Annotated in this window: 22 protein-coding genes and 1 pseudogene; 21 read left to right on the plus strand and 2 right to left on the minus strand. The window is 37.9% G+C overall.

Features of this window, described 5'->3' with window-relative positions; genetic code table 11:
- Window positions 1-75: 75 nt before the first annotated feature.
- From BHF70_RS01545 to BHF70_RS12990, 8 genes are all read left to right on the plus strand, one after another.
- On the plus strand, window positions 76-657 hold the full coding sequence (locus BHF70_RS01545) for a TetR/AcrR family transcriptional regulator (RefSeq protein WP_075758605.1): 582 nt from the start codon (window positions 76-78) through the stop codon (window positions 655-657).
- Window positions 638-784: a hypothetical protein gene (locus BHF70_RS12410; protein WP_158024864.1), complete on the plus strand. Its 147-nt coding sequence runs from the start codon at window positions 638-640 to the stop codon at window positions 782-784. The genes BHF70_RS01545 and BHF70_RS12410 overlap by 20 nt, the downstream gene beginning before the upstream one ends.
- A gap of 26 nt (window positions 785-810) precedes the next feature.
- Window positions 811-2,586, plus strand: coding sequence for an oleate hydratase (locus BHF70_RS01550; RefSeq protein ID WP_075758606.1), 1,776 nt, complete (start codon window positions 811-813; stop codon window positions 2,584-2,586).
- A gap of 239 nt (window positions 2,587-2,825) precedes the next feature.
- The gene (locus tag BHF70_RS01555; RefSeq protein WP_158024865.1) at window positions 2,826-3,410 is read left to right on the plus strand and encodes a DUF308 domain-containing protein; all 585 of its coding nucleotides are present in this window, start codon (window positions 2,826-2,828) and stop codon (window positions 3,408-3,410) included.
- A gap of 56 nt (window positions 3,411-3,466) precedes the next feature.
- Complete coding sequence (locus BHF70_RS01560) at window positions 3,467-4,822, plus strand: radical SAM protein (RefSeq protein WP_075758607.1); 1,356 nt, start codon at window positions 3,467-3,469, stop codon at window positions 4,820-4,822.
- Between the two features lie 69 nt (window positions 4,823-4,891).
- Window positions 4,892-6,085 (plus strand): methionine adenosyltransferase, encoded by a 1,194-nt coding sequence (metK, locus tag BHF70_RS01565; protein WP_075758608.1) that lies wholly within the window; start codon window positions 4,892-4,894, stop codon window positions 6,083-6,085.
- A 31-nt stretch (window positions 6,086-6,116) separates the two neighbouring features.
- Window positions 6,117-6,980 carry a DegV family protein gene (locus BHF70_RS01570; protein WP_075758609.1) on the plus strand — a complete coding sequence of 288 codons (864 nt, stop codon included), beginning with the start codon at window positions 6,117-6,119 and terminating at the stop codon, window positions 6,978-6,980.
- Window positions 6,981-7,082: 102 nt separating this feature from the next.
- Window positions 7,083-7,493 (plus strand): phospholipase D-like domain-containing protein, encoded by a 411-nt coding sequence (locus tag BHF70_RS12990; RefSeq protein ID WP_083638228.1) that lies wholly within the window; start codon window positions 7,083-7,085, stop codon window positions 7,491-7,493.
- A 42-nt stretch (window positions 7,494-7,535) separates the two neighbouring features.
- Here BHF70_RS12990 and BHF70_RS01580 read toward each other — a convergent pair whose 3' ends face one another.
- Window positions 7,536-8,099 carry a TetR/AcrR family transcriptional regulator gene (locus BHF70_RS01580; RefSeq protein WP_075758611.1) on the minus strand — a complete coding sequence of 188 codons (564 nt, stop codon included), beginning with the start codon at window positions 8,097-8,099 and terminating at the stop codon, window positions 7,536-7,538.
- Between the two features lie 70 nt (window positions 8,100-8,169).
- Here BHF70_RS01580 and BHF70_RS01585 point away from each other — a divergent pair, with 70 nt between their 5' ends.
- From BHF70_RS01585 to BHF70_RS01635, 12 genes and pseudogenes are all read left to right on the plus strand, one after another.
- Window positions 8,170-9,546: a phospholipase D-like domain-containing protein gene (locus BHF70_RS01585; protein WP_075758612.1), complete on the plus strand. Its 1,377-nt coding sequence runs from the start codon at window positions 8,170-8,172 to the stop codon at window positions 9,544-9,546.
- 64 nt (window positions 9,547-9,610) lie between these two features.
- Complete coding sequence (locus tag BHF70_RS01590; protein WP_075758613.1) at window positions 9,611-10,207, plus strand: HdeD family acid-resistance protein; 597 nt, start codon at window positions 9,611-9,613, stop codon at window positions 10,205-10,207.
- Between the two features lie 46 nt (window positions 10,208-10,253).
- Window positions 10,254-10,964: a TVP38/TMEM64 family protein gene (locus BHF70_RS01595; RefSeq protein WP_075758614.1), complete on the plus strand. Its 711-nt coding sequence runs from the start codon at window positions 10,254-10,256 to the stop codon at window positions 10,962-10,964.
- 5 nt (window positions 10,965-10,969) lie between these two features.
- Complete coding sequence (locus BHF70_RS01600) at window positions 10,970-11,473, plus strand: DUF308 domain-containing protein (RefSeq protein ID WP_158024866.1); 504 nt, start codon at window positions 10,970-10,972, stop codon at window positions 11,471-11,473.
- A gap of 278 nt (window positions 11,474-11,751) precedes the next feature.
- Window positions 11,752-11,937 carry a helix-turn-helix domain-containing protein gene (locus BHF70_RS01605; protein ID WP_075671598.1) on the plus strand — a complete coding sequence of 62 codons (186 nt, stop codon included), beginning with the start codon at window positions 11,752-11,754 and terminating at the stop codon, window positions 11,935-11,937.
- A gap of 81 nt (window positions 11,938-12,018) precedes the next feature.
- Window positions 12,019-12,990, plus strand: coding sequence for a helix-turn-helix domain-containing protein (locus BHF70_RS01610; protein WP_075758616.1), 972 nt, complete (start codon window positions 12,019-12,021; stop codon window positions 12,988-12,990).
- A 3-nt stretch (window positions 12,991-12,993) separates the two neighbouring features.
- Window positions 12,994-14,385, plus strand: coding sequence for a tyrosine-type recombinase/integrase (locus BHF70_RS01615; protein ID WP_075758617.1), 1,392 nt, complete (start codon window positions 12,994-12,996; stop codon window positions 14,383-14,385).
- A gap of 120 nt (window positions 14,386-14,505) precedes the next feature.
- Window positions 14,506-15,567: a Fic family protein gene (locus BHF70_RS01620; RefSeq protein ID WP_075758618.1), complete on the plus strand. Its 1,062-nt coding sequence runs from the start codon at window positions 14,506-14,508 to the stop codon at window positions 15,565-15,567.
- A 777-nt stretch (window positions 15,568-16,344) separates the two neighbouring features.
- Window positions 16,345-16,650, plus strand: a pseudogene (locus BHF70_RS12995) (MmcQ/YjbR family DNA-binding protein); the annotation flags it as partial.
- Window positions 16,622-16,780, plus strand: a complete 159-nt coding sequence (locus tag BHF70_RS12415; RefSeq protein WP_158024867.1) for a hypothetical protein — start codon at window positions 16,622-16,624, stop codon at window positions 16,778-16,780. The pseudogene BHF70_RS12995 and the gene BHF70_RS12415, both read left to right, overlap by 29 nt.
- A 129-nt stretch (window positions 16,781-16,909) precedes the next feature.
- The gene (locus tag BHF70_RS01630; RefSeq protein ID WP_330390808.1) at window positions 16,910-17,440 is read left to right on the plus strand and encodes a class I SAM-dependent methyltransferase; all 531 of its coding nucleotides are present in this window, start codon (window positions 16,910-16,912) and stop codon (window positions 17,438-17,440) included.
- Between the two features lie 173 nt (window positions 17,441-17,613).
- The gene (locus BHF70_RS01635) at window positions 17,614-19,041 is read left to right on the plus strand and encodes a B12-binding domain-containing radical SAM protein (protein ID WP_075758619.1); all 1,428 of its coding nucleotides are present in this window, start codon (window positions 17,614-17,616) and stop codon (window positions 19,039-19,041) included.
- 325 nt (window positions 19,042-19,366) lie between these two features.
- Here BHF70_RS01635 and BHF70_RS01640 read toward each other — a convergent pair whose 3' ends face one another.
- Window positions 19,367-20,758: an alanine/glycine:cation symporter family protein gene (locus BHF70_RS01640; RefSeq protein WP_083638231.1), complete on the minus strand. Its 1,392-nt coding sequence runs from the start codon at window positions 20,756-20,758 to the stop codon at window positions 19,367-19,369.
- Between the two features lie 126 nt (window positions 20,759-20,884).
- Here BHF70_RS01640 and BHF70_RS01645 point away from each other — a divergent pair, with 126 nt between their 5' ends.
- Window positions 20,885-21,772 (plus strand): LysR family transcriptional regulator, encoded by an 888-nt coding sequence (locus BHF70_RS01645; RefSeq protein WP_075758621.1) that lies wholly within the window; start codon window positions 20,885-20,887, stop codon window positions 21,770-21,772.
- Window positions 21,773-22,007 lie beyond the last annotated feature (235 nt).

The following is a 22,007-nucleotide window of genomic DNA, read 5'->3' on the forward strand; positions in this document are numbered from 1 at the left end:
TGTGGAAAATATGCGAGTTTGGTATAATATTTTTCAAACGAATGGAATGATATACAGAATAGGAGGGATTGATAAGTGTCGGATATTACAAAAAGAGCATTAGAGGCATCTCTTAAAAAGATGTTACTGAAAAAACCGGTTACCAAAATTACAATTAGTGATATTACAGAAGACTGCGGTGTCAACCGTGCAACTTTTTATTATCATTTCAAAGATATTTATGACCTCATTGAATGGTCCTGTGAGGAGGATTCCCGCATAGCAGCAAATGGAAATACTACATATGATACATGGGAACAGGGATTTCTGTATATTTTTCAAGCCGTAGAAGAAAACAAGCCTTTTATACTTAATGTTTACCGTCATGTGAGTCAGGAACAGATTATTCAATATCTGTACAGGGTTGTTTATCAATTGATTATTAACGTTGTTGAAGAATGTGCACAAGGCATGAGTGTCAGGGAGGAGGATAAAAAATTTATTGCCGATTTTTACAAGTATGCTTTTGTAGGTATGATGCTGGACTGGATACGGCAGGACATGAAACCATCACCGGAAAAGATGATTTTCAGACTGAGTAATTTAATAGAGGGAGATATCATTCGTATGCTTGAAAAATGCCGGATTGATAAGCCATATGATAATATCAACAAATGATGGAGTTTGTCGAAAAAAACAACAATATAGCCCTGTCATCGAAGAATTCGATGATGGGGCTATTCTGTTGATTGAGAGTAATTATCATACAATGTATATTGAGGATGTAATTGAAAAACATATATAACGAATTGAAATTCAGGAGGTATGATTATGTATTATTCAAGTGGAAACTATGAAGCTTTTGCTCATCCGAAGAAACCAGAAGGAGTAGATCACAAGTCAGCTTATATTATTGGTACAGGGCTGGCAGCACTTTCAGCCGCATGTTACCTTGTCCGTGATGGTCAGATGAAAGGTGAACGTATACACATTTTTGAAAAAGATCCGATTCCTGGTGGTGCCTGTGATGGGTTTGAGTATCCGGGTGTAGGTTATGTAATGCGTGGCGGACGTGAAATGGATAACCATTTTGAAGTTATGTGGGATTTGTTCCATTCTATCCCATCTATTGAAACCGAGGGAGTCAGTGTACTGGATGAGTATTATTGGCTCAATAAAGAAGATCCGAATTACTCCCTTTGCCGTGCTACTGTCAACCGGGGACAGGATGCACATACAGATAAGAAATTTGCAGTTTCAGACAAAGCACAGATGGAGATCATGAGGCTGTTTTTCACGCCGGATGAAGAATTGTATGATAAACGTATTGATGAATATTTTGACGATGAAGTATTTGATTCAAACTTCTGGCTGTACTGGCGGACGATGTTTGCGTTTGAAAACTGGCACAGCGCACTGGAAATGAAGCGTTACATTAAGCGGTATATTCACCATATTGGAGGGCTTCCTGATTTCACCGCTCTGCGCTTTACAAAATATAATCAGTATGAGAGTATGATCCTTCCGATGGTAAAATATCTGGAAAATGCCGGTGTCGTATTCCACTATAATACAAAGGTTGTAAATGTTGAGTTTGATGTTACATCCAACAGAAAGCAGGCTACCCGTATTGAACTTGAGGCGGAAGGTGAAACACGTTTCGTAGACCTCACAGAGGATGATCTTGTGTTCATCACAAATGGTGGATGTGTGGAAAACTCTGCAATGGGATCCCAGAATACGCCGGCTCCATATAATCCGGAAATTAAGCCAGGTGGCGGATGGGATATGTGGAGACGTATTGCCGCCCAAAGCCCTGACTTTGGAAATCCGGATAAATTCTGTTATGACAGTGAGCTGTGCAACTGGATGAGTGCCACTGTGGAGACACTTGATCAAAGAATTATTCCATATATCACAAATATCTGTAAACGAGATCCGTTTACTGGTAAAGTGGTCACCGGCGGTATTGTATCTGTAAAAGATTCCAGCTGGCTTTTGAGTTGGACGATTAACCGTCAGCCACAGTTCCGTTCCCAGCCAAAAGACCATTGTCTCGTTTGGGTATATGCGCTCTTTAATGACAGACCTGGTGACTATGTCAAAAAGCCAATGAGAGATTGTACAGGAAAAGAGATCTGTATGGAATGGCTGTACCATATTGGTGTGCCGGAAAACGAGATCGAAGAACTGGCTGAGAACAGTGCAAACACAGTTCCAGTTATGATGCCTTATATTGATGCCTTTTTCATGCCTCGTAATGATACGGATCGTCCAAAAGTTGTGCCTGATGGAGCAGTAAACTTTGCATTTATTGGCCAGTTTGCCGAGACCGCAAGGGATACTATTTTTACAACAGAGTATTCCATGCGTACCGGTATGGAAGCTGTTTATACCTTGCTTAATGTAGACCGTGGAGTTCCGGAGGTTTGGTGCAGCACATATGATGTGAGAGATCTTTTGAATGCGACTGTCAAATTGCGTGATGGAGAACCACTGACTCAGATGAAGCTGGGAATCAAGGAAAAGATTGCTGTTAAAAAGGCTTTAGACTTTATCAAAAACACAGATGTGGAAAAACTGCTGAAAGAATATCATGTTATTTGAGTTTGAAAAAATTGAAATAATCATATTCTTTTCCATGATAAACAAATAAGCAAAAGCTTTCCGTTGTCGACATTTATGTCGGCAATGGGAAGCTTTTATTGATCTTGGACTTTGAATGAATCCAGACAAACATGTTAAGATTGCCTAGTTTTTGGATATATAGAAGACGTTTGCCCATAGAAGAAGAATGAAATAGTATGTAGAATTTAGGCAAGAAAAAGAGAATGGAGGTGAAAATATTGAAAAAGATTCGTATGGCAAGAGATGGGTATGTTTTGATTTCAATTATTTTCTATATAGCTGGAATCGTATGTATGACAATACCATCTATATCCCCACTGGTGCTATGTATCACAGGGGGCATCATCTTAGTTGCTTATGGAATTGTTAAGATTATTGGATATCTTTCAGATGATTTGTATGATCTGGCTTTCCAATATGATCTGGCTTGTGGAATATTCCTGATAGTGCTTGGTGTGATAGTGCTTGGATGCAATTTGCGTATCCGTTCATATCTTTCACCAGGACTTGGATTGTTGATTTTGCTTGATGCTGTATTAAAAGTTCAGACTGCAAAAGACGCAAAAGTATTTGGACTTGAAATATGGAAATGGATATTGACACTTTCCATCATTGTAGCTGCTTTTGGTATCTTAATTATAATAAAGCCTTTTCAAGAAAGTCAAATCAGTCATGTCATTATTGGATGCGGTTTCTTTGCAGAAGGTCTCATGAACCATCTCACGGTCAAGGAGACGGTGAAGATTGCAAAACAAATCCAAGGACAGGAAAAGAACGAGGAAGATACTGACTGGGAAGAATAGCATGTTTAAGTAAAATTTATTATTAACAAATATAAAATCTTAGGAGGAACTCTATTATGAACGCATCAAATACTTTAAAGAAACTGGGAATTGAGCAGACATTCAATTATATTTACAAGGACCCGGATAAGCATATGCCGAAGATGATGGACTGGGCGGATAAATTTGCTGATGGTGAATTTATTTCTCAGAGAAAAATAATTCGGGAAGCAATTACAGATCCGGAACATCCTTATTATAGCTATATCCGCCGTCTTTTTGAAGAGGTAGATCCCAATGTGACTAAGACACTTGCCGTGAATCTTTTTATTAATGCCAGTCTGGTTGGCTGGAAGAAGGAAGAAGAACTGAGAAAGAAGTATAACTGTAATATTCCATGGGCTATCCTTCTGGATCCCACATCGGCCTGTAATCTGCACTGTACGGGTTGTTGGGCAGCGGAATATGGACACAAATTAAATCTTACTTATGATGAGATTGATGATATTATCTGCCAGGGAAAAGAATTGGGCGTTTATTTTTATATTTACACTGGCGGCGAGCCACTGGTTCGTAAAAAAGACTTGATTCGGATCTGTGAAAAGCATTCGGATTGCGTATTCCTCTGCTTTACAAATTCCACATTAATTGACGAAGAATTTGCGGATGAAATGCTCCGTGTAGGTAATTTTGTACCAGCCATTTCTCTGGAAGGATTTGAAGAGGCAACTGATGGACGACGTGGAACTGGTGTATATCAGAAAGTACGTAAAGCAATGGAACTTCTCAGAAGAAAGAAACTGATTTATGGAATCTCTTGCTGCTATACCAGCGCTAATTATGATTCAATTACATCAGAGGAATTCTATGATACATTGATTGAAATGGGTGCCTATTTTGTATGGTATTTCCATTATATGCCGGTAGGAAACGATGCCGTTCCAGAGTTGATGCCTACACCGCAGCAGCGTACCGGAGTTTATGAGAAAATCCGTCGTTATCGTGCCACAAAGCCATTGTTTGCACTGGATTTTCAGAATGATGCAGAATATGTTGGCGGATGTATCGCCGGTGGTCATCGCTACTTACATATAAATGCTAACGGTGATATCGATCCATGCGTATTTATCCATTATTCAGATTCTAATATTCGGGAAAAGACGCTTCTGGAAGCACTGCAGTCACCGATGATGATGGCTTACCATGATAATCAGCCATTTAATGAAAATATGCTTCGTCCGTGTCCTATGCTGGAAAATCCTGACAAGCTTCGTGCAATGGTTGAAAAATCAGGTGCTCACTCAACAGATCTTCAATCTCCAGAAACGGCAGAACATCTTTGTGCAAAATGTGACCAGTATGCGAAGAATTGGAAGCCGGTTGCAGATGAACTTTGGAAAGAGAACAGGGCGAAAAAGAAAATTGCAGATTAAAGAAAAACTATAAATTTGAACATTGAAGTATTTATTCAGGTAATCGAAATAAATGAAAGGAAATAAAAAATGAACAAAAGTAAACGATTTTTTACATCAGAGTCTGTCACAGAAGGGCATCCAGATAAAATGTGTGATGCTATTTCAGATGCCGTGCTGGATGAATTATTGAAGCAGGATCCTATGAGTCGGGTGGCGTGTGAGACGATAACGACTACAGGTCTTGTTATGGTAATGGGAGAAATTACTTCCAATGCATATGTAGATATCCAGAAGGTGGTTCGAGATACAATCAGGGAAATTGGATATACAAATGCAGAGTATGGTTTTGATGCAGAAACCTGTGGTGTGTTGACAGCCATTGATGAACAGTCGGCAGATATAGCAATGGGTGTGGATAGGGCTCTCGAGGCAAAAGAACATAATTTGTCAGATGAAGAGATTGAAGCTATCGGAGCAGGGGATCAGGGAATGATGTTTGGATATGCGACGAATGAGACTAAGACGTATATGCCCTATCCCATTGAGCTTGCACATAAGCTGGCCTTGCAGCTGACAAAAGTACGAAAAGATGGAATACTTCCATATTTGAGACCAGATGGAAAAACCCAGGTAACTGTAGAGTATGATGAAAAGGACAAACCATTCAGACTGGATGCCGTAGTGCTTTCTACACAGCATGATCCAGACATAACACAGGAACAGATTCAGTTGGATATTAAAAAATATGTGTTTGATGAAATCCTGCCTGGTGAAATGGTGGACGAGAATACAAAATTCTATATCAATCCAACAGGCCGTTTTGTAATAGGTGGACCGCATGGAGACAGTGGATTGACAGGCCGTAAGATTATTGTAGATACATATGGAGGATATGCGCGGCATGGTGGCGGAGCTTTTTCGGGAAAGGATTGTACCAAGGTGGACCGTTCTGCATCATATGCTGCCCGTTATGCGGCAAAAAACATTGTAGCGTCAGGGTTGGCTGAAAAATGTGAGGTGCAGCTTTCCTATGCTATTGGTGTAGCACAGCCCACCTCAATTATGGTGGACACGTTTGGAACAGGAAAACTTTCAGATGAGAGAATTACGGAGATTGTAAGAGAGAACTTTGATTTTCGCCCAGCTGGTATTATCAAAGAATTGACTTTAAGAAGACCTATTTACAGACAGACAGCTGCTTATGGACATTTTGGAAGGGAAGATGTGGATCTTCCATGGGAAAGGTTGGATAAAGCCAATGAATTAAAGAAATATTTGTAATAGTATAAAAATGGCACAGGAGGATTATGAGATGAACGTTGCGATTGTAACAGACAGCAACAGTGGGATCTTTGAACAAGAAGGAAAGATTCTAGGTGTCCATGTCATTCCAATGCCGGTGATTCTGGAAGGGAAAACATATTATGAAGGCATTGATTTAATTCATGAGGAGTTTTATCAATGCCTTGAGGAAAACAGAGAAGTTTTTAGTTCACAGCCTTCGCCGGCAGAAGTGACAGACATGTGGGATAAGCTGCTATTATCTGAATATGATGAAATTGTATATATTCCAATGTCCAGTGGACTCAGTGGATCCTATCAGACAGCTCAGGCCCTGGCGCAGGATTATGAAGAAAAAGTACAGGTGGTTGATAATCATCGTATTTCTGTTACCCAGAGGCAGTCTGTGTTGGATGCACTGGTGCTGAAAGAAAAAGGGTGTTCTGCAAAAGAAATAAAAGAAGCTTTAGAACAAACTGCTTATGAATCCATTATCTATGTAGGCGTGGAAACCTTAGAATATTTGAAAAAGGGAGGACGTGTTACTCCGGCGGGAGCTGCCATGGGCACATTATTAAGTATAAAACCACTGCTCGTAATTGCTGGAGAACGTTTAGATGCCTATGCAAAAGTTCGTGGAACAAAAAGCTGTAAAAAGCGTCTGCTTATGGAAATGAATACAATTGCAGATGAATTTCTTAAAAATAGTGATGAGATATATGTTGGCGTCGCAGGGAGCTTCGGAAAAAAAGAAGAACATCAGGAATGGATGGAAATGGCCCAAGAGATGTTTCCTTGGGAAGATGTTAAATACGATCCGCTGACTTTCAGTATCAGCTGTCATGTAGGACCAGGGGCTTTCGGTATGGGGATAAGTAGAAAAATAAGAATTTAGAATAAGTGGGGAATCAAATGAAGCGTTCATGGTTTAGAGCATTGCTCTTGAGACGAGTACAAGTATTATATCTGTACGCCATATTTGATTGTCGATGACAGCATGGTATCTGCATTGTGCTTAGCGGCTAAAAGCGGTGTAGATGTGCGGATTATCACTCCTCATATTTATGACAAGGCCTTGATTCATTTGACTACACGATCATTTTACAGGGAATTGATATATGGTGGTGTGAAAATATATGAATATTCAAAAAGATTTATGCATTCTAAAATATTTGTTTCCGATGACCAGATAGCGACTGTAGGAACAACGAATTTAGATTTTAGAAGCCTCTATCTGCATTTCGAATGTGGAGTATGGATGTATAACAGTAAGGCAGTATTACAAATTAAAAAAGATTATTTTGATACATTGAATGAGTGCACGCAGATTACATTAGAAGAGTGTATAGAAAGGTTGCCAATAAGGGTATTTCAGGAAATCTTGAGAATATTTGCCCCACTAATGTAAAGAGCACCGTCAAGTTGAAGCGGTGCTCAATCTAATCGGGTATTATGTCCTTGAAGATTCGGACAATTCAAGAAATGCCTGCTTCAAAGAATCTCCAATCAAATCAGTAATACGAGTAACTGACTTCAAAAGGTCAAAGTTCATGTTTTTGTCCAGCCAATCTAATGTGTATCCAAGAAGGCAACATTTATAGTACTGTATTAGGATAGTTTTATCTTCAGAAGGAATATTCAAATCTTTGGTAACAGTATGTACATATTGAGTTACTGTGTAGAGTATGATTCTTTCTAATTCGCTTTGGAATATATCTCGTTTCACAGAACGGTATATATGGAGCATGGCTTTTTTACGTTTTAAGCAACGCTCAACAATTGGAATCAAGCAATCCGTCGGTGAACCAAAATGTCCGTTAGTCTGGATGATTTGATCTACATCAGATTTTATCGTAGTTTCCAGAAGCTCAGGAATGTCATGAAAATGATAGTAAAAGGTGTTTCGATTGACTTGGCAGAGTTCTACGATATCCCTTACAGTAATCTTGGTGTAGGGACGTTCTTCCAACAACTGCCAGAAAGCATCTATGATGGCAGATTTTGTATGGTTCATATATATCAACTCGCTTTTTGTTTTTTTATATCGTAGCATAAAATGTCGAAGGATACAATGGTGTAGAATAATGAAAAAATTCGGAAAGATGATAAAAGGTATTTTGAGAATATGGTTCTTTTATTTGATAGTATGTCTGGTGATCCCGCCGCTGTATCACAAACGAGCTGATGAAGAAAACAGAGAGTGTGAAAGGGCGTTAAATATGGCTGGACAGGAGAGGATATTAAATATAGAAAATAATGTGGATGCGTTGGTGTGGCGGCTCCGTTTAATCGAATCGGCAAAAGAAAATATCGTGCTTGCAACTTTTGATTTTCGTGACGATAACAGTGGTCAGGATATGATGGCTGCACTATTAAATGCTGCAGATAGAGGTGTAAAGGTTCAGATATTAGTTGATGGCATAAATGGAACATTATATTTGAGAGGAAGTAGAAATTTTCGGGAACTTACGTCGCATGAAAATGTGGAGGTTAAGCTATACAATCCTATTACGCTGATAAAACCGTGGAAAAATAATTACAGAATGCATGACAAATATTTGATTGCAGATGATTTTGCATATATCCTTGGCGGAAGAAACACAGATGATTTATTTCTTGGTAATTATATCGACTCATATAATGAGGATAGGGATATTCTGGTCTATGAAACGGTTCCGGGTGAGGGTAATTCTTACAATCAGATTCAAGATTATTTCAAAAATATATGGAATCTTTCCTGCTGTAGAATGTCTGGAAAACATGAAGGAATTAATGGCAGATTAAGAGAACACTATCAGGAAGTCAGAGAAAAATATCCAGAAGCTTTTTGTGAAATCGATTGGTTTGAAGAAACGATTGAGACAGAAAGTATTGAACTTTGCACCAACCCTTTAGATCCGTATAATAAACAGCCACAGGTTTGGGACAGGATGGTAAATAAGATGAAAGAAGCGGACAACATTGTGATACAAACCCCTTATGTTATATGCAATCAGAAAATGTATGGTGATTTGAAAGCAATATGTTCGAAAAGTGTGAAGACAGAGTTGATAATCAATGCGGTAGAAAGTGGTGCCAATCCTTTCGGATGTACGGATTATTTGAATCAGAAGAAAGCTGTGAGGCAAACAGGAAGTTATGTGTATGAATATGTTGGAACCCAGGCATTACATACAAAGACTGTATTGGCAGGAGATACGCTCAGTATAGTAGGATCCTGCAATCTTGATATGAGGAGTGTGTATCTTGATACAGAAATGATGCTGTTTATAGAATGCAAGGAACTTAATGAAACTCTCCGTGGACATACAGAGAAGTTGAAACTGAAAAGTAGACAAGTTGCTCCGGACGGAACGATTATTGATGGAGAAAATTATCAAATAATAGAACAGAGTGTAGGAAAAAGGATTTTTTATGGAATCCTGCGCATTTTAATTATTCCGTTTCGACATTTGCTATAAAAAGCAGAAATAGTAAATATTATTGATGAATGTGAGAGTTTACTAAAACTGGGAGGAGTAAAATATGAAAACGTTGAAAAAAATAAAGCTGGATATGTGGATAAATGCAATCATGACGGTATTGCTTGGAGTTTTATTCATAATAAAGCCCTATGATTCATTTAAAGTGATTGCAGTGATTGCAGGTATTATGATTTTGTGCAGTGGGATTTTTGATTTGTTCTATGATTTAAAATTTCGGTTGAATACTTATTTTATGCAGGGATTGTTATTTGAAGGCATTTTGAAATGTATTTTGGGAATCTTTATCATTACACATGCTGGAATTACAATAGTGTTGTTTTCTTACGTGTTTAGTATTTTCATCATAATCAATGGAGTAATCTGTATGGAGACGGCTGTTTGTATGAAAGACATATTTCATGTGCGCTGTACATCATATGTTATTCTATCATGTATTATTATTCTGGCTGGAATTAGTATGATGTTCTTTTCACCGGATACAGTTTCAGCCGCTGCATTAATGGCAGGAATTATCTTCATTTTAAATGGCATTATTGACATTATTATATTATACCGATTGAGTAAAATAGGTAAAAAATATGCTCTTGAAATGAAGGATGTGTTTGATGAAGTAAATGGAAATATAATAGACGAATAGATATAAGAAATATCTTGTGATTATAATTATGAATGAGAAAAGTTGGATGAAAATCAGAAACAAAGAAAAAAAACAAAAGAGTGAGAAAAAGTCAGAAATAAAGCTAAAGAAACTCACTCCTTTAGCAGCAATTATTCTGATGACATTGATTCTTTTTGTGATTGTAAGAAAATCAGAAGAACCTTTGTCTGTAAAAACGATATTGAGGTATACACCTGAAAATATGATTTTGGCTGCGTGTGTTTTAGTTTTGTTCTTTGCTCTCAAAAGCCTTACAATTATGTTTCCATTGTCGATTTTATATTTGAGCAGTGGAGTTCTGTTTACACCATTTATAGCTGTGATGGTAAGTATGGTTGGATTGGCGACAACCATTACAATTCCTTATTGGATCGGAAGATACAGCGGTGAGGATATTATACAGTATATTGGGACTAGATATCCCAAGGTTCAACAATTGGCAGGATATCAGAATGAAAATGCTTTTTTTGTATGCTTTATAACCAGAATTGTTGGATTTTTGCCAGGTGACATTGTCAGCCTGTATTTTGGCGCTTGTGGAGTGAAATTCACCACTTATCTGACAGCAGGAATAAGCGGTTCTTTGCTCAGTATTGTTACTACTACTTTGCTTGGAACTAAGTTGAGCAATCCGTTTTCAATAGAGTTTATCATGGTATTATTATTAAGAATTTTGGTTGCTGCCGGAACTGTTGTCTTGAAACACTATATGAATAAAAGAACAGGAGAGAAATGAGAAAAATGAATAGAATATTAAAAGTCAAGAGTATATTGTTTCCATCTCTAGGATTAATCTGTATTTTGTTTTCTGATAGAGTAACTCTTCTGTTGCCTTATTTATTAGGAAGTGCTATGGTACTTGTAGGCACGCTGATGGTAGTAAGCTATTTTAAGGAAAAAAAGTTCTTTGAAAAGCAGGCAGACGAATTAGCATATAGTATTATGATGTTTATTATGGGGATTGCATTTCTACTGAAAGGCTCCAGTTCGTTGGAGGCATTAGGAATTACTTGGGCAATTATCGGTATAAGAAAGGCATCTAAATCATTGAATGCGGCAATTAGGCAGTTCTTTTGTAGAAATAATAATTGTGTTATACCAATGATAGAATTTTTCGTACGAATCACGCTAGCATTACTCCTTCTGTTTAATCCGATTGAAAAGATATCCAATCATGTAATTATATTAGGATTGGAAATAATAGCAGTTAGTTTTCCATTTTGTAATATATCCCATTCAGGATAATTGATGATGATAAGTATATTGATCCTTCGTATGATTCAATTCATACGGAGGTTTCTTTTTGCCCTTTTTCTCATCTTGACATTTTTTTACTAAAACATGTTGTATAAGCCCCTCTGAAACTTTGGATATATAGAGGGACATTTATATCCGCGAGCAACGAGCCAAGCGGACATGCTTGCATGTCCATTTGGCGACTGCCGCGAGAGCCAAATGCCCCGTCACTTGCGGGAGTATTTGGAATGCCGCCTCCAAAATAATGAAATGTGAGGTAATGACATATGTCAGAGAAAAGATGTTATACAGTAAAAGAGTTACAGGAAATTCTTGGAGTCAGCAGACCGACAATATATAACCTTCTGAAGAAAAATGAGTTCCGGTGGATCCAGCTGGATGGCGGAAAGTACCGTATTTCCAAAAAAAGCTTTGATGACTGGCTGGATAAGTTGCCGGAATCTTCCAACTAATCTCCTATCCGGATGAAAAATCGACATCCTAAATTTTTTTGAAAAAGTGCGGTATGGTATGGGAAGAAGGAGGAAAGCTTCATGGATGAGAAGGGAAAAATGAATACCAAGGAATACGAAGAACTGATAAAGGAAGTGAAAGCAAACAGCCCATACAAGAGGCTGTCTTCTGCGAAAAAGAAATGGATGAGTGTTTCTGAGATGGGCGAGCTCCTGGGACTTAAAAAGACGGATCGGTATTGGCTGGTACATAAAAACTTTTTTGAGACCAAAGAGATTGCCGGAAAGATGCGGGTCAATATTGAGAGTTTTGAAAAGTGGTATGCGAATCAGATTAAATATCATAAAGTCAACGGAGAAGAACCGGGAAAGGAATTGAAAGAATGGTCTTATTCTGTTCCGGAACTTGCAGAAATGCTGGAGCTTACGGATGGTGTCATTTATGACCTGATCAAGCAGAATAAGATTGAGGTTGTGATTGTGGACTACTGGAAACGTGTACCAAAAGCTGCATTTCAGAAATGGTATGACGGACAGTCCAGATACCGCACGAAGGAGGATAAAAAGAGGGATGCGGAAATGGAGGCCGCTACTCTCACTATGCCGGAAATGGCCAGACAGCTGGGAATCACCAGAAATCAGGTATATGGCATCCTGAATAGTCAAAAGTATCAGCATTTCTTTGAGCTCGTCACGATCGCTGATCGAAAAAGAATCACGAAAGAAAGCTTTCAGAAGTTTCTGGAAGGGCAGGATGAATATCATCTGGATCCGGCGAACGATTATGAAGAACTGGCAATGGAAGAAAATGTGGCACTGGCGAATTATCGGAGAAAGAAACTGGCACAGACCGGGGAACGAGGAAGGAATGGCAATCTGCAGTATCTTACTATAGATGAAGCAGCCTTTATGGCAAAGGTCAGCCGGTCCATGATAAATGTCTGGTACACAAAAGGATATTTTCCGGTTGTAAAAATAAGGAACCATGTTCGGATCAAACGAAAAGAATTTGAAGCGTGGCTGGAAAAGAGAAATACAGAAAGGGGCTGTTAAATTATGGCATCGATCAGAGAACGAAATGGAAAATTTAATGTAATCTATTCCTATACTGATGCAGACGGGAAACGGAAGCAGAAATGGGAAACTTATGCTACAAAGGCAGAGGCAAAGAAACGCAAGAAAGAAATTGAATATAAAGAAGAAATGGGATCCATGATAATCCCGCAGTGTAAAACCATGAAGGATCTTCTGGCAGAATATGTTGCCCTGTATGGGAAGGACAACTGGGCATTATCTACGTATGATGGAAATGTTTCTCTCATAAATAATTATATCCTTCCGATCATCGGGGATGAAAAACTGTCGGAGATCAATACCCGTTTTATTGAAAAATATTATCAAAGATTGTTGAAAGCTCCGGCTGTGGTCAATCCTATGATTGGGAAAAGAAAGAATGAATATGTATCTACCAGTACCATCAGAGATATCCATAAACTCCTCCGAAGCTGTTTTAAACAGGCTGTCAAATGGGAACTGATGGAGAAGAATCCTTGTATCTATGCGACCGTACCAAAACATAAAACAAAGAAACGTGAGATTTGGACTGCAGAAACTCTGATGTACGCACTGGAAGTATGTGAGGATGATCGGCTAAAGCTGGCAATGAATCTTTCCTTCTCCTGCTCTCTCCGGATCAGTGAGCTTCTGGGGCTTACCTGGGATTGTGTGGACATCTCGGAGGAAGCAATTGAGGAAAACCGGGCATATCTGTTTATTAATAAGGAATCCCAGCGAGTGAGCAAATCCGCTTTAAAAGAGTTGGATGCAAAAGATGTGCTGCTGATATTTCCGGAAAAAAGCAAGACCAATAAAACAGTCCGTGTTTTGAAAACACCGAAGACAGACAGCAGTGTCCGAAAGGTTTTCCTTCCAAAGTCTGTCGCAAAGATGCTGATCGAGTGGAAAGAAAAACAGGATGAGACAAAGGAAGTTCTTGGAGATGAATACATGGACTATAACCTGGTCATGGCAAGTACGTTTGGTCTTCCTTTGGGGGATGGCGCGATCCGGAAGCCATTAAATCAGTTGATTAAAGACTATGATCTCCCACCGGTTGTTTTCCACAGTCTCAGACACAGCAGTGTTACCTATAAGCTGAAACTGAATGGTGGAGATATCAAGGCAGTTCAGGGCGACTCCGGACATGCTCAGGTCAGCATGGTTACGGATGTATATTCCCACATCCTGGATGACGACCGGAAGAAAAATGCAGAATTATTTGAAGAGGCATTTTATGAGAAAAAAGATCTGGATCCGCAGATGCATCCGAATACAGCACAAAACACGGTAGCGGTTCCGGAAGGCGTGGATGCAGAGCTGCTTACAAAGGTCCTTAATAATCCTGAGATGGCAGCACTTCTTACGTCACTGGCGAAGACAATGAAGTGAAAAATAGTGTAATTTTAGTGAAAAAACGGGTTTCGTTAAAAGGAATGTTAAAAATATATCTCCATCATGCTAATTGATATCACCGTCATTTGATGGTAAAATGATGGAGATAATATTAAAATGAAGGAGATTTCGATGAGAAGTTTTGATTATATAAAAACTCCGGAGCAATTGCTAAAACCTGAAATTGTTCAGATGGTCGGAAGCATTCATGAGCATAAAGGTAAGCAGGAATTGTTCCTTGAAGCCAATATAGACGAATTGAAAACTCTGCTGGAAGTTGCTTTGATTCAAAGTACAGGGGCTTCTAACAGGATTGAAGGTATTTATACTACCGACAAACGTTTGGAAGAATTAGTAAGACAGAAAGCCGAACCGCGTGACCGGTCTGAACAGGAAATATCCGGATACCGGGAAGTTCTTGCCACTATCCATGAAAGTTATGAGTATATTAATCCGAGACCCAATATTATTTTACAATTGCATCGGGATTTATACTCATATTCCGGAGGAAATGCTGGTGGAAATTATAAAAATTCGGATAATGTAATTGCAGAAACAGATGCAGAAGGTCATCAAAAAGCGCGTTTTATCCCGGTGCCGGCATTTCAGACTCCAGAAGCTATGAATGAACTTTGTACAAATTTTCTGGAAGCATGGGAAGCAGATCGAATAGATAAGTTGATTCTTATCCCTATGTTTATTCTTGACTTTCTGTGTATCCATCCATTTAATGATGGAAATGGGCGAATGAGCCGCCTGTTAACACTTCTTTTGTTTTATAAAGCCGGCTATATTGTCGGAAAGTATGTCAGTGTTGAAATGCTGATTGAAAAGACAAAAGAAACTTATTATGAGGCATTACAGGAAAGTTCCAATGGATGGCACGAAAATGAAAACAGTTATGAGTCATTTGTAAAATATTATCTGGGAATTATACTGAAAGCATACAGTGAGTTTGAGGGGCGTGTAGAGCACCTGAAAAACAGAAGCCTTTCAAAGCCGGATCGTATAAAGGCAGTGATTGATAATAAGGTAGGAAAAATTACCAAAAAAGAAATCATGGAGTTATGTCCGGATATAAGCAAGGTAACTGTAGAAAGGACCCTGACGGAACTGGTTAAAAGTGGATATATCGCAAAAGTAGGTGCCGGGCCGGCAACTGGATATGTTCGTATTTAAATCGGCTGTCGTGGTCGAAACACCATAGACAAATTTTCAATAACGGTGTATAGTAATAATAGAAATCTGGTCAATTGAATATTGTTTATCATTCCCGCTTGTAAGGGGATGGTAGCCGGAAGATGATATCTGTCAGTAACAACAGAGCTTTCCCCGGATGTTAGCAGCTGCAAAGAATCTGCTAATTTTCAGGTCTTATCTGGTCTTGACAGAAAGGGTATTCAGATTACCAGAATTTGATTCGAAAATAAAAAAAGTCCTTGATAATAAAGGGCTAAATATATCAGTTCTTGACAGGGATTAACAGAACCACAGAGCTCTCCTAATCGCTAGCTGTGGGTTCGATTCCAGCAGGGGACGGTTGCAAACAAAGCGGTAGTGATTAGCAGAAAATGCTATGTCATGAACCGCTTTTTTGTTTTCATCAAATAAGAAAAAAGCAGGTTGGGAACGAATTTCCAGCTAACTTGAAGTGATTTCTGTTAGCTGACAGCTAATCAAAAATAGTGTTTTAAAAACCAATAAAAATGAACTTCCTGCTAACATTGAGGTTCGCTCTTGTTGTTACCTGAGTTCGGCGATGTAAAACAGAGTAAAAAGGAATCAAGTCCTTCTTATTGATGCAGATTCTCAGGGAAATCTAACTTATGTAAATGAAAGAAAAAATCTCGGTTATATGAGTATGAATGGTCATTCCTTTGGAGATGGCTATGGATCTATATGGAATAATTTTCAGCCAGACAGATGCATTGCTAAACCAAAGATTATTGCCATTCATTTAAAGATGTTTATGAAGATTATCCTTTTATGATGATAATTGGTGTGTCATGCGCCATAAAAAAAATAAAAAGACATTCGCATTCATTTATGATAAAGATGAGTTTGTATGGATTAATGTGAAGTGTGATCCGGAGTGGAGAGAATTCTGACGCAATGCTTTCTCATCCGTAGTCCCTGCGTACCATATGAATAAGGCACATTGGAATTCAATCATTTTACATTTTAGATGGAGCTGTTCCAAAAAAGGATATCAGGCGGATGATTGGTGAAAACTATGATCTGGCGAAAAGAAAAGATGGGTGATAGAGAAGAAAAGTTTGAAAAAATGATGGCTGCTATTTTAAACAGTTATGATGATACTATTAAAAAGATGGAAAAGTTAAAATTGGAAGGAAAGGTGAAATTGTGTTACAATTATTTTGATTTCCTGTAAGAAGAAATTGACAAATAAGAATTTGTAGGGGGTGATTTAATTATGAATCCATGGGAAGAAATCAGCCTGTCTGATTATGAAAATCACATGAGCCTTGACTCTGTAAAATAGCTTCAGGCGATGAATGAAATGATGAAGAAACAGTTTGCGGCTTATCCGGTAACAACTGCTATGGTATTTGGAATTGCAGGTGGAAACGGTCTGGAACATGTGAATCAAGGAAAGTATAAGAAAATTTACGGGATTGATATTAACGAAGAGTATCTTGCTACGGTAAAAGAACGATATTCTGATGTGGGGGACATTCTCGAATGCCGCAGGATTGATATTATTGGCGAATCAGACAAACTGCCGGAGGCGGAACTGGTTATCGCAAATCTGTTCATTGAATATGTCGGATACGAGGCGTTTAAGAAAGGTGTTTTGAAATCCGGAGCTAAATATGTGTCCTGTATTATTCAGATAAATACAGACGAAGAAACTTGGGTTTCTGACTCACCATATCTTCATGCCTTTGATGGTCTGGATGTAGTACATCACCAGATGGAGGAAAAAGCTCTTATCAAGGCAATGAACGAAATCGGATTCAGGCCGTTAAAAACGGACGAGTACCCGTTGCCAAACGGAAAGAAGCTCGTTATGCTAGATTTTGAACGCTAAATTTCAGTAAGTCGGTGTGCTTAACTGATAGACGAATTTAAATTTTCTTAATAGATAACAAAGGAAATATTATCATAATTATTATTTATACATCTCAAACTGAATCTACAAAAAATATTTTGACTGGATTGCAGGTGAAATCCGATATATTATTTCTTATGAAAGGATAGAAGATGAAGATACGTTTTATTGAGCCTGGTAACAGACCTTACCGCAGGACAATTTTAAATTATTTTGTATATGACAGATATATCAGGACACCATCGGTAGGATTGAATACGCTGGCGACTATTGTAAAAAGAGAATATCCGGATACCTATATGTATAGTGAAGCTATTTCAAAAATCAATATGAAAGATGTTCTTGATGCCAATATTATATTTATCGGTTTTTTCACATATGCGGCGATAAGAGGATATGAATTGGCAAAATATTTTAAGAATCACACAAATGCAACAATCGTTCTTGGAGGGCTGCACCCTTCCATGAATGCTGAAGAAGCAGTAAACTATTGCGATTATGTGATGCTTGGAGAGGGGGACGAAACAATCCTTCCTTTGATTCATGCTATTTGTGAAGGGAGAAAACCGGATTTTCCTGGAATATCATGGCTGGAGAGGGGCGAGCAAAAGACAACAGGTATGCCGATTCCGCCTGTTAATCTGGATATCGTAGCAGATAGAAGCCTGATTCATAATTATAAGAAGATGACAGGGCACCTTACTATATGGCCACAGGTACATGCATCAAGAGGATGTCCATATCAATGTGATTATTGTGCACTGGTAAGGCATTTTGGAAGAAATGTGCGAACCAGGTCTCCGGAGAATGTTGTGGAAGATATTAAGTATTCCATAGATTTTTTTCACAAAAATAAATTCAGACTGATAAAGGATCTTTGGATTACAGATGACAATTTTTTTGCAGATCGGCAGTGGGCAATGGATGTTCTCCATGCAATAATTGACAGTGGAATAAAGTATCGATTCAATGTACAGGCTCGTTATGAAGTGGGATTTGATGATGAAATGCTTGATTTACTGAAACAGGCAGGCTTTTTTGAGCTTGATATGGGAATTGAATTTGTAGATGATCAATCGTTTTCCACATATCATAAAAAAAGTACGGTTGCAGAGATTGAGGAGTCCATTCGGAATATGCAGAAACATGGTTTAAGTGTCAGAGGGTTGTTTATTCTTGGATCAGATAATCAAAAGAAGGGCTGCGGAAAAGAACTGGCTGATTTTGTAATAAGAAATCACATCCAGGGTGTGTTGATTCAATGTATGTATTTTATTCCGGGAACCCCAGCTTATGAAAGAAACAAAGACAGGCTGTTGCATAAGAACTGGAGTAAATATAACGGAAACACTGTGCATTGGCCTAGAAATATGTCACCCTATGAACTGCAGCTTGAACATATATATGCAAGCGGAAAAATTTATTCGCTCCGAAGATTGATAAAGGCATTGTTTTTTGAAGATCGGGTTCATAAAGTGTTATTTCTGGGTGAATTTCTATGGCATTGGAGTATCCGAAAGGATCTGAAAAAAGAACTGAAGAATCTTCCAAAGGAAAAATTTTGCCAGACAGAAACGTAAAGTTGTAAGGAAAGGAAAAGAAGTCTGCTGATTATTTTGCACCCTTTGATGCCATTATTTATGCGGTTGTTACGAAGTGTGTCATGTATGTGACAGTGCGTTTCTTACAATTTTCTATGTTCTTTGATACACAGCATGCTCGTTCATACTAAGCATTTTGATTGTGCTGTTTTTAGGTATGGCGAGACAGCCGTATGCAATTACCGTAGCGTTTTTGTTGTTTATATTGAAGGGAGTTTTGATTTTAAAATATATTAAAAATGAATGTAATTGCAGTTTATGAAATAGATATTGAACGATAGATTTCTCCACTTTTCAGTGGAGATTATGATTTATCGTTCATTTTTTTCTCATAGTCTTTTAAACTGCTTAATGCATGTCTGGATAATGGAATCAATGCAATCATATTAAAAATTGTCATCAGACCTACCCCGATATCACCCAGATCCCATACAAATGTGTATGCGGCAAGGCCACCAATAAACAGCATAATAAGTGCAACAACTTTATATAAGGTCTGTGCAATCCAGTGATCCCCAAAAAGATATGCAATATTTGATCGTGCATAAAAAAGAATTCCTATAAATGTAGAAAAACTGAACATCCATAAAATAACCGCAATGAAAATGACACCTGTTTCGCCTAGGTGATATCTCATGGCAGTCTGTAATAAATCCATTCCTGCAAGACCTTTTGTTAGTTTTTCTGGAGTTAATAGCATAATCATAGCTGAACAGCTGCAGATTAAAATCGTGTCAATAAACACTCCCAGTGCCTGCAGAAGTCCTTCTTTTGCAGGATGACTGATATCTGCAGCAGCTGCTGCACAAGGTGCTGAACCAGAACCGGCTTCATTGGAAAATAAACCTCGCTTGGCTCCATTCATAAGAACAGCTCCAAAACCTCCCGCAGCTACCTGCCGAAACCCGAACGCTTCTGAAAAAATCCGTTGGAATACACCAGGCAGATACTGAACATTTTTTACAATAATAAATATAGTAATAAAAAAGTAGCATCCTGCCATTACTGGAACGACCACATCCAGTACTTTTACCGTTGCATTCTTTCGAAGAACAATAACTGCGGCAACAAGGACGAGAGCCGTAGTTGTATATATAGGCGGAATTTGAAATGCATTGTTAAAAGCAGATGAAACAGAATTTCCGATGACCTGACTGATCCCGCACCAGCAGATTAATCCAGAAATAGCAAATAGTACTGCAATGAGAGAATGTTTCCTCCTGGATTCTTTTTTTATGAAAAGACTATGAATATAATAAGCCGGTCCGCCTCTGTATCCTCCATATAATGGATCTTTTTCTTTGTAAAGCTGTGCCAGTGTTCCTTCAATAAATGCTGTAGAAGAACCTAATAATGCAGTAATCCACATCCAGAATACTGCCCCTGCACCGCCTGCTGAAATTGCAGCTACTACACCTACCAGATTTCCCATCCCAACTCTTGTGGCAGTTGAAATAATTAACGCCTGTAATCCGGAAATGGAATCTTTATGAGATGCATTTCGTTTTTCTGTTGCAATTCGCAGCATATCTGGAAATAAACGAAATGGAAGAAATTTTGTCCTGATTGTAAAATAAATTCCTGACGGTATCAGAATAAGGACTAAAAGAGATAAGCCGATGGAACTGCCGCCTGGTAATGGAAGTTTAATCAAATCTCCCCATAATAATTCATATATTTTTTTTATCATTTCCATGTTTCTTTTCTCCTCAATACGATTGTTTTTCTCCATAAATTAGTATATAGTAGAAACAAACATCTGTAAAATTGATAATTATAATATAAAGCATCGAAATATTAGATAAATTAAGAAGAGGACAGAATGGATTTTAAAAATTTAAATACCTTTATTCATGTAGCGGAATTAAATAGCTTTACAAAAGCAGCAGAAGTACTTGGCTATTCCCAATCAACGATATCATTTCAAATTAAACAATTGGAATCCGAATTAAATGTACAATTGTTTGAGCGAATCAATCATACCATTGCTTTAACAGAAAAAGGAAAAGAAGTACTAAACTATGCCCATCAAATGAAAAAGTTAACCCAGGAAATAAAAGAAACCATGCAGACCGAACAGGAAATTAAAGGTAATGTTCGACTTGCCATGGCAGATTCTTTATGTAATTCTTTATTTAGTGATAATTTTCTGGATTTTAGAAAACAGCATCCTGGAATTTCTCTTAAAATCATTCCTGCTGGTACAGAAGAAATGTTTCGACTTATCAACCACAATGAAGTGGATGCAATTCTGACTTTGGATAATCATATTTACAATACGGAATATAAAATTGTAAAAGAGGAAAAAGTGGGAGTACATTTTGTAGCAGGTGCGAACTCTTCATTAGCTCAGTCAAAATCAATTTCCATTCCGGAATTGATTCGATATCCATTTATTTTAACAGAAAAAGGTATGAGTTATCGAAGATTAATGGATGAAAAGCTAGCTGAAATATCTTTGGAAATACAGCCGGTATTAGAAATTGGAAGTACAAGCCTGATATGTTCTCTCATTGAACAAGGTGCAGGAATTTCATTTTTACCAGATTATGTCACAGCAAAAAGTATTGCTGATGGAAAGATGGTATATTTAAATGTAGATGATTTTGAAATTGAAGTATGGAAACAATTATTATATCACAGGGATAAATGGGTTTCACCTCAGATGGAATCTGTGATACAGTACTGTGTAACCAGAGAATTTTCCTAGAAAAATACCATTAAGAAGATGTATGTATAATGATTCCAATTTGGGGATAAAGAAGTTGATTTGGTGAAGATTACATTTTATAATAACTTATAAGTGTACATATAGGATGATCAGAAATAATTACTTCTTATGACCATGAGGAGTATAGGAGAGCAGACATGTCAAAAAAGAATCTGATGATAAAGATAAGGATTAATTTACAGATGGGGAAGAAATAGAAAATTGAATTTGGAGG

This window comes from Anaerostipes sp. 494a (genome assembly GCF_001940315.1).
Lineage (GTDB): Bacteria > Bacillota > Clostridia > Lachnospirales > Lachnospiraceae > Anaerostipes > Anaerostipes faecalis.

Excerpts from the sequence above, each read along its gene's own strand:
- BHF70_RS01580 (WP_075758611.1), bottom strand. The coding sequence starts at position 8,099 with ATGAACCATACAAAATCTGCCATCATAGATGCTTTCTGGCAGTTGTTG.
- BHF70_RS01570 (WP_075758609.1), top strand. The coding sequence starts at position 6,117 with ATGAACGTTGCGATTGTAACAGACAGCAACAGTGGGATCTTTGAACAA.
- BHF70_RS01640 (WP_083638231.1), bottom strand. The coding sequence starts at position 20,758 with ATGGAAATGATAAAAAAAATATATGAATTATTATGGGGAGATTTGATT.
- BHF70_RS01585 (WP_075758612.1), top strand. The coding sequence starts at position 8,170 with ATGAAAAAATTCGGAAAGATGATAAAAGGTATTTTGAGAATATGGTTC.
- BHF70_RS01600 (WP_158024866.1), top strand. The coding sequence starts at position 10,970 with ATGAATAGAATATTAAAAGTCAAGAGTATATTGTTTCCATCTCTAGGA.
- BHF70_RS12415 (WP_158024867.1), top strand. The coding sequence starts at position 16,622 with ATGATCTGGCGAAAAGAAAAGATGGGTGATAGAGAAGAAAAGTTTGAA.
- BHF70_RS01595 (WP_075758614.1), top strand. The coding sequence starts at position 10,254 with ATGAAAATCAGAAACAAAGAAAAAAAACAAAAGAGTGAGAAAAAGTCA.
- metK (WP_075758608.1), top strand. The coding sequence starts at position 4,892 with ATGAACAAAAGTAAACGATTTTTTACATCAGAGTCTGTCACAGAAGGG.
- BHF70_RS12410 (WP_158024864.1), top strand. The coding sequence starts at position 638 with ATGATAATATCAACAAATGATGGAGTTTGTCGAAAAAAACAACAATAT.
- BHF70_RS01610 (WP_075758616.1), top strand. The coding sequence starts at position 12,019 with ATGGATGAGAAGGGAAAAATGAATACCAAGGAATACGAAGAACTGATA.
- BHF70_RS01590 (WP_075758613.1), top strand. The coding sequence starts at position 9,611 with ATGAAAACGTTGAAAAAAATAAAGCTGGATATGTGGATAAATGCAATC.
- BHF70_RS01620 (WP_075758618.1), top strand. The coding sequence starts at position 14,506 with ATGAAGGAGATTTCGATGAGAAGTTTTGATTATATAAAAACTCCGGAG.
- BHF70_RS01550 (WP_075758606.1), top strand. The coding sequence starts at position 811 with ATGTATTATTCAAGTGGAAACTATGAAGCTTTTGCTCATCCGAAGAAA.
- BHF70_RS01635 (WP_075758619.1), top strand. The coding sequence starts at position 17,614 with ATGAAGATACGTTTTATTGAGCCTGGTAACAGACCTTACCGCAGGACA.
- BHF70_RS12990 (WP_083638228.1), top strand. The coding sequence starts at position 7,083 with ATGGTATCTGCATTGTGCTTAGCGGCTAAAAGCGGTGTAGATGTGCGG.
- BHF70_RS01605 (WP_075671598.1), top strand. The coding sequence starts at position 11,752 with ATGTCAGAGAAAAGATGTTATACAGTAAAAGAGTTACAGGAAATTCTT.
- BHF70_RS01560 (WP_075758607.1), top strand. The coding sequence starts at position 3,467 with ATGAACGCATCAAATACTTTAAAGAAACTGGGAATTGAGCAGACATTC.
- BHF70_RS01630 (WP_330390808.1), top strand. The coding sequence starts at position 16,910 with ATGATGAAGAAACAGTTTGCGGCTTATCCGGTAACAACTGCTATGGTA.
- BHF70_RS01615 (WP_075758617.1), top strand. The coding sequence starts at position 12,994 with ATGGCATCGATCAGAGAACGAAATGGAAAATTTAATGTAATCTATTCC.
- BHF70_RS01645 (WP_075758621.1), top strand. The coding sequence starts at position 20,885 with ATGGATTTTAAAAATTTAAATACCTTTATTCATGTAGCGGAATTAAAT.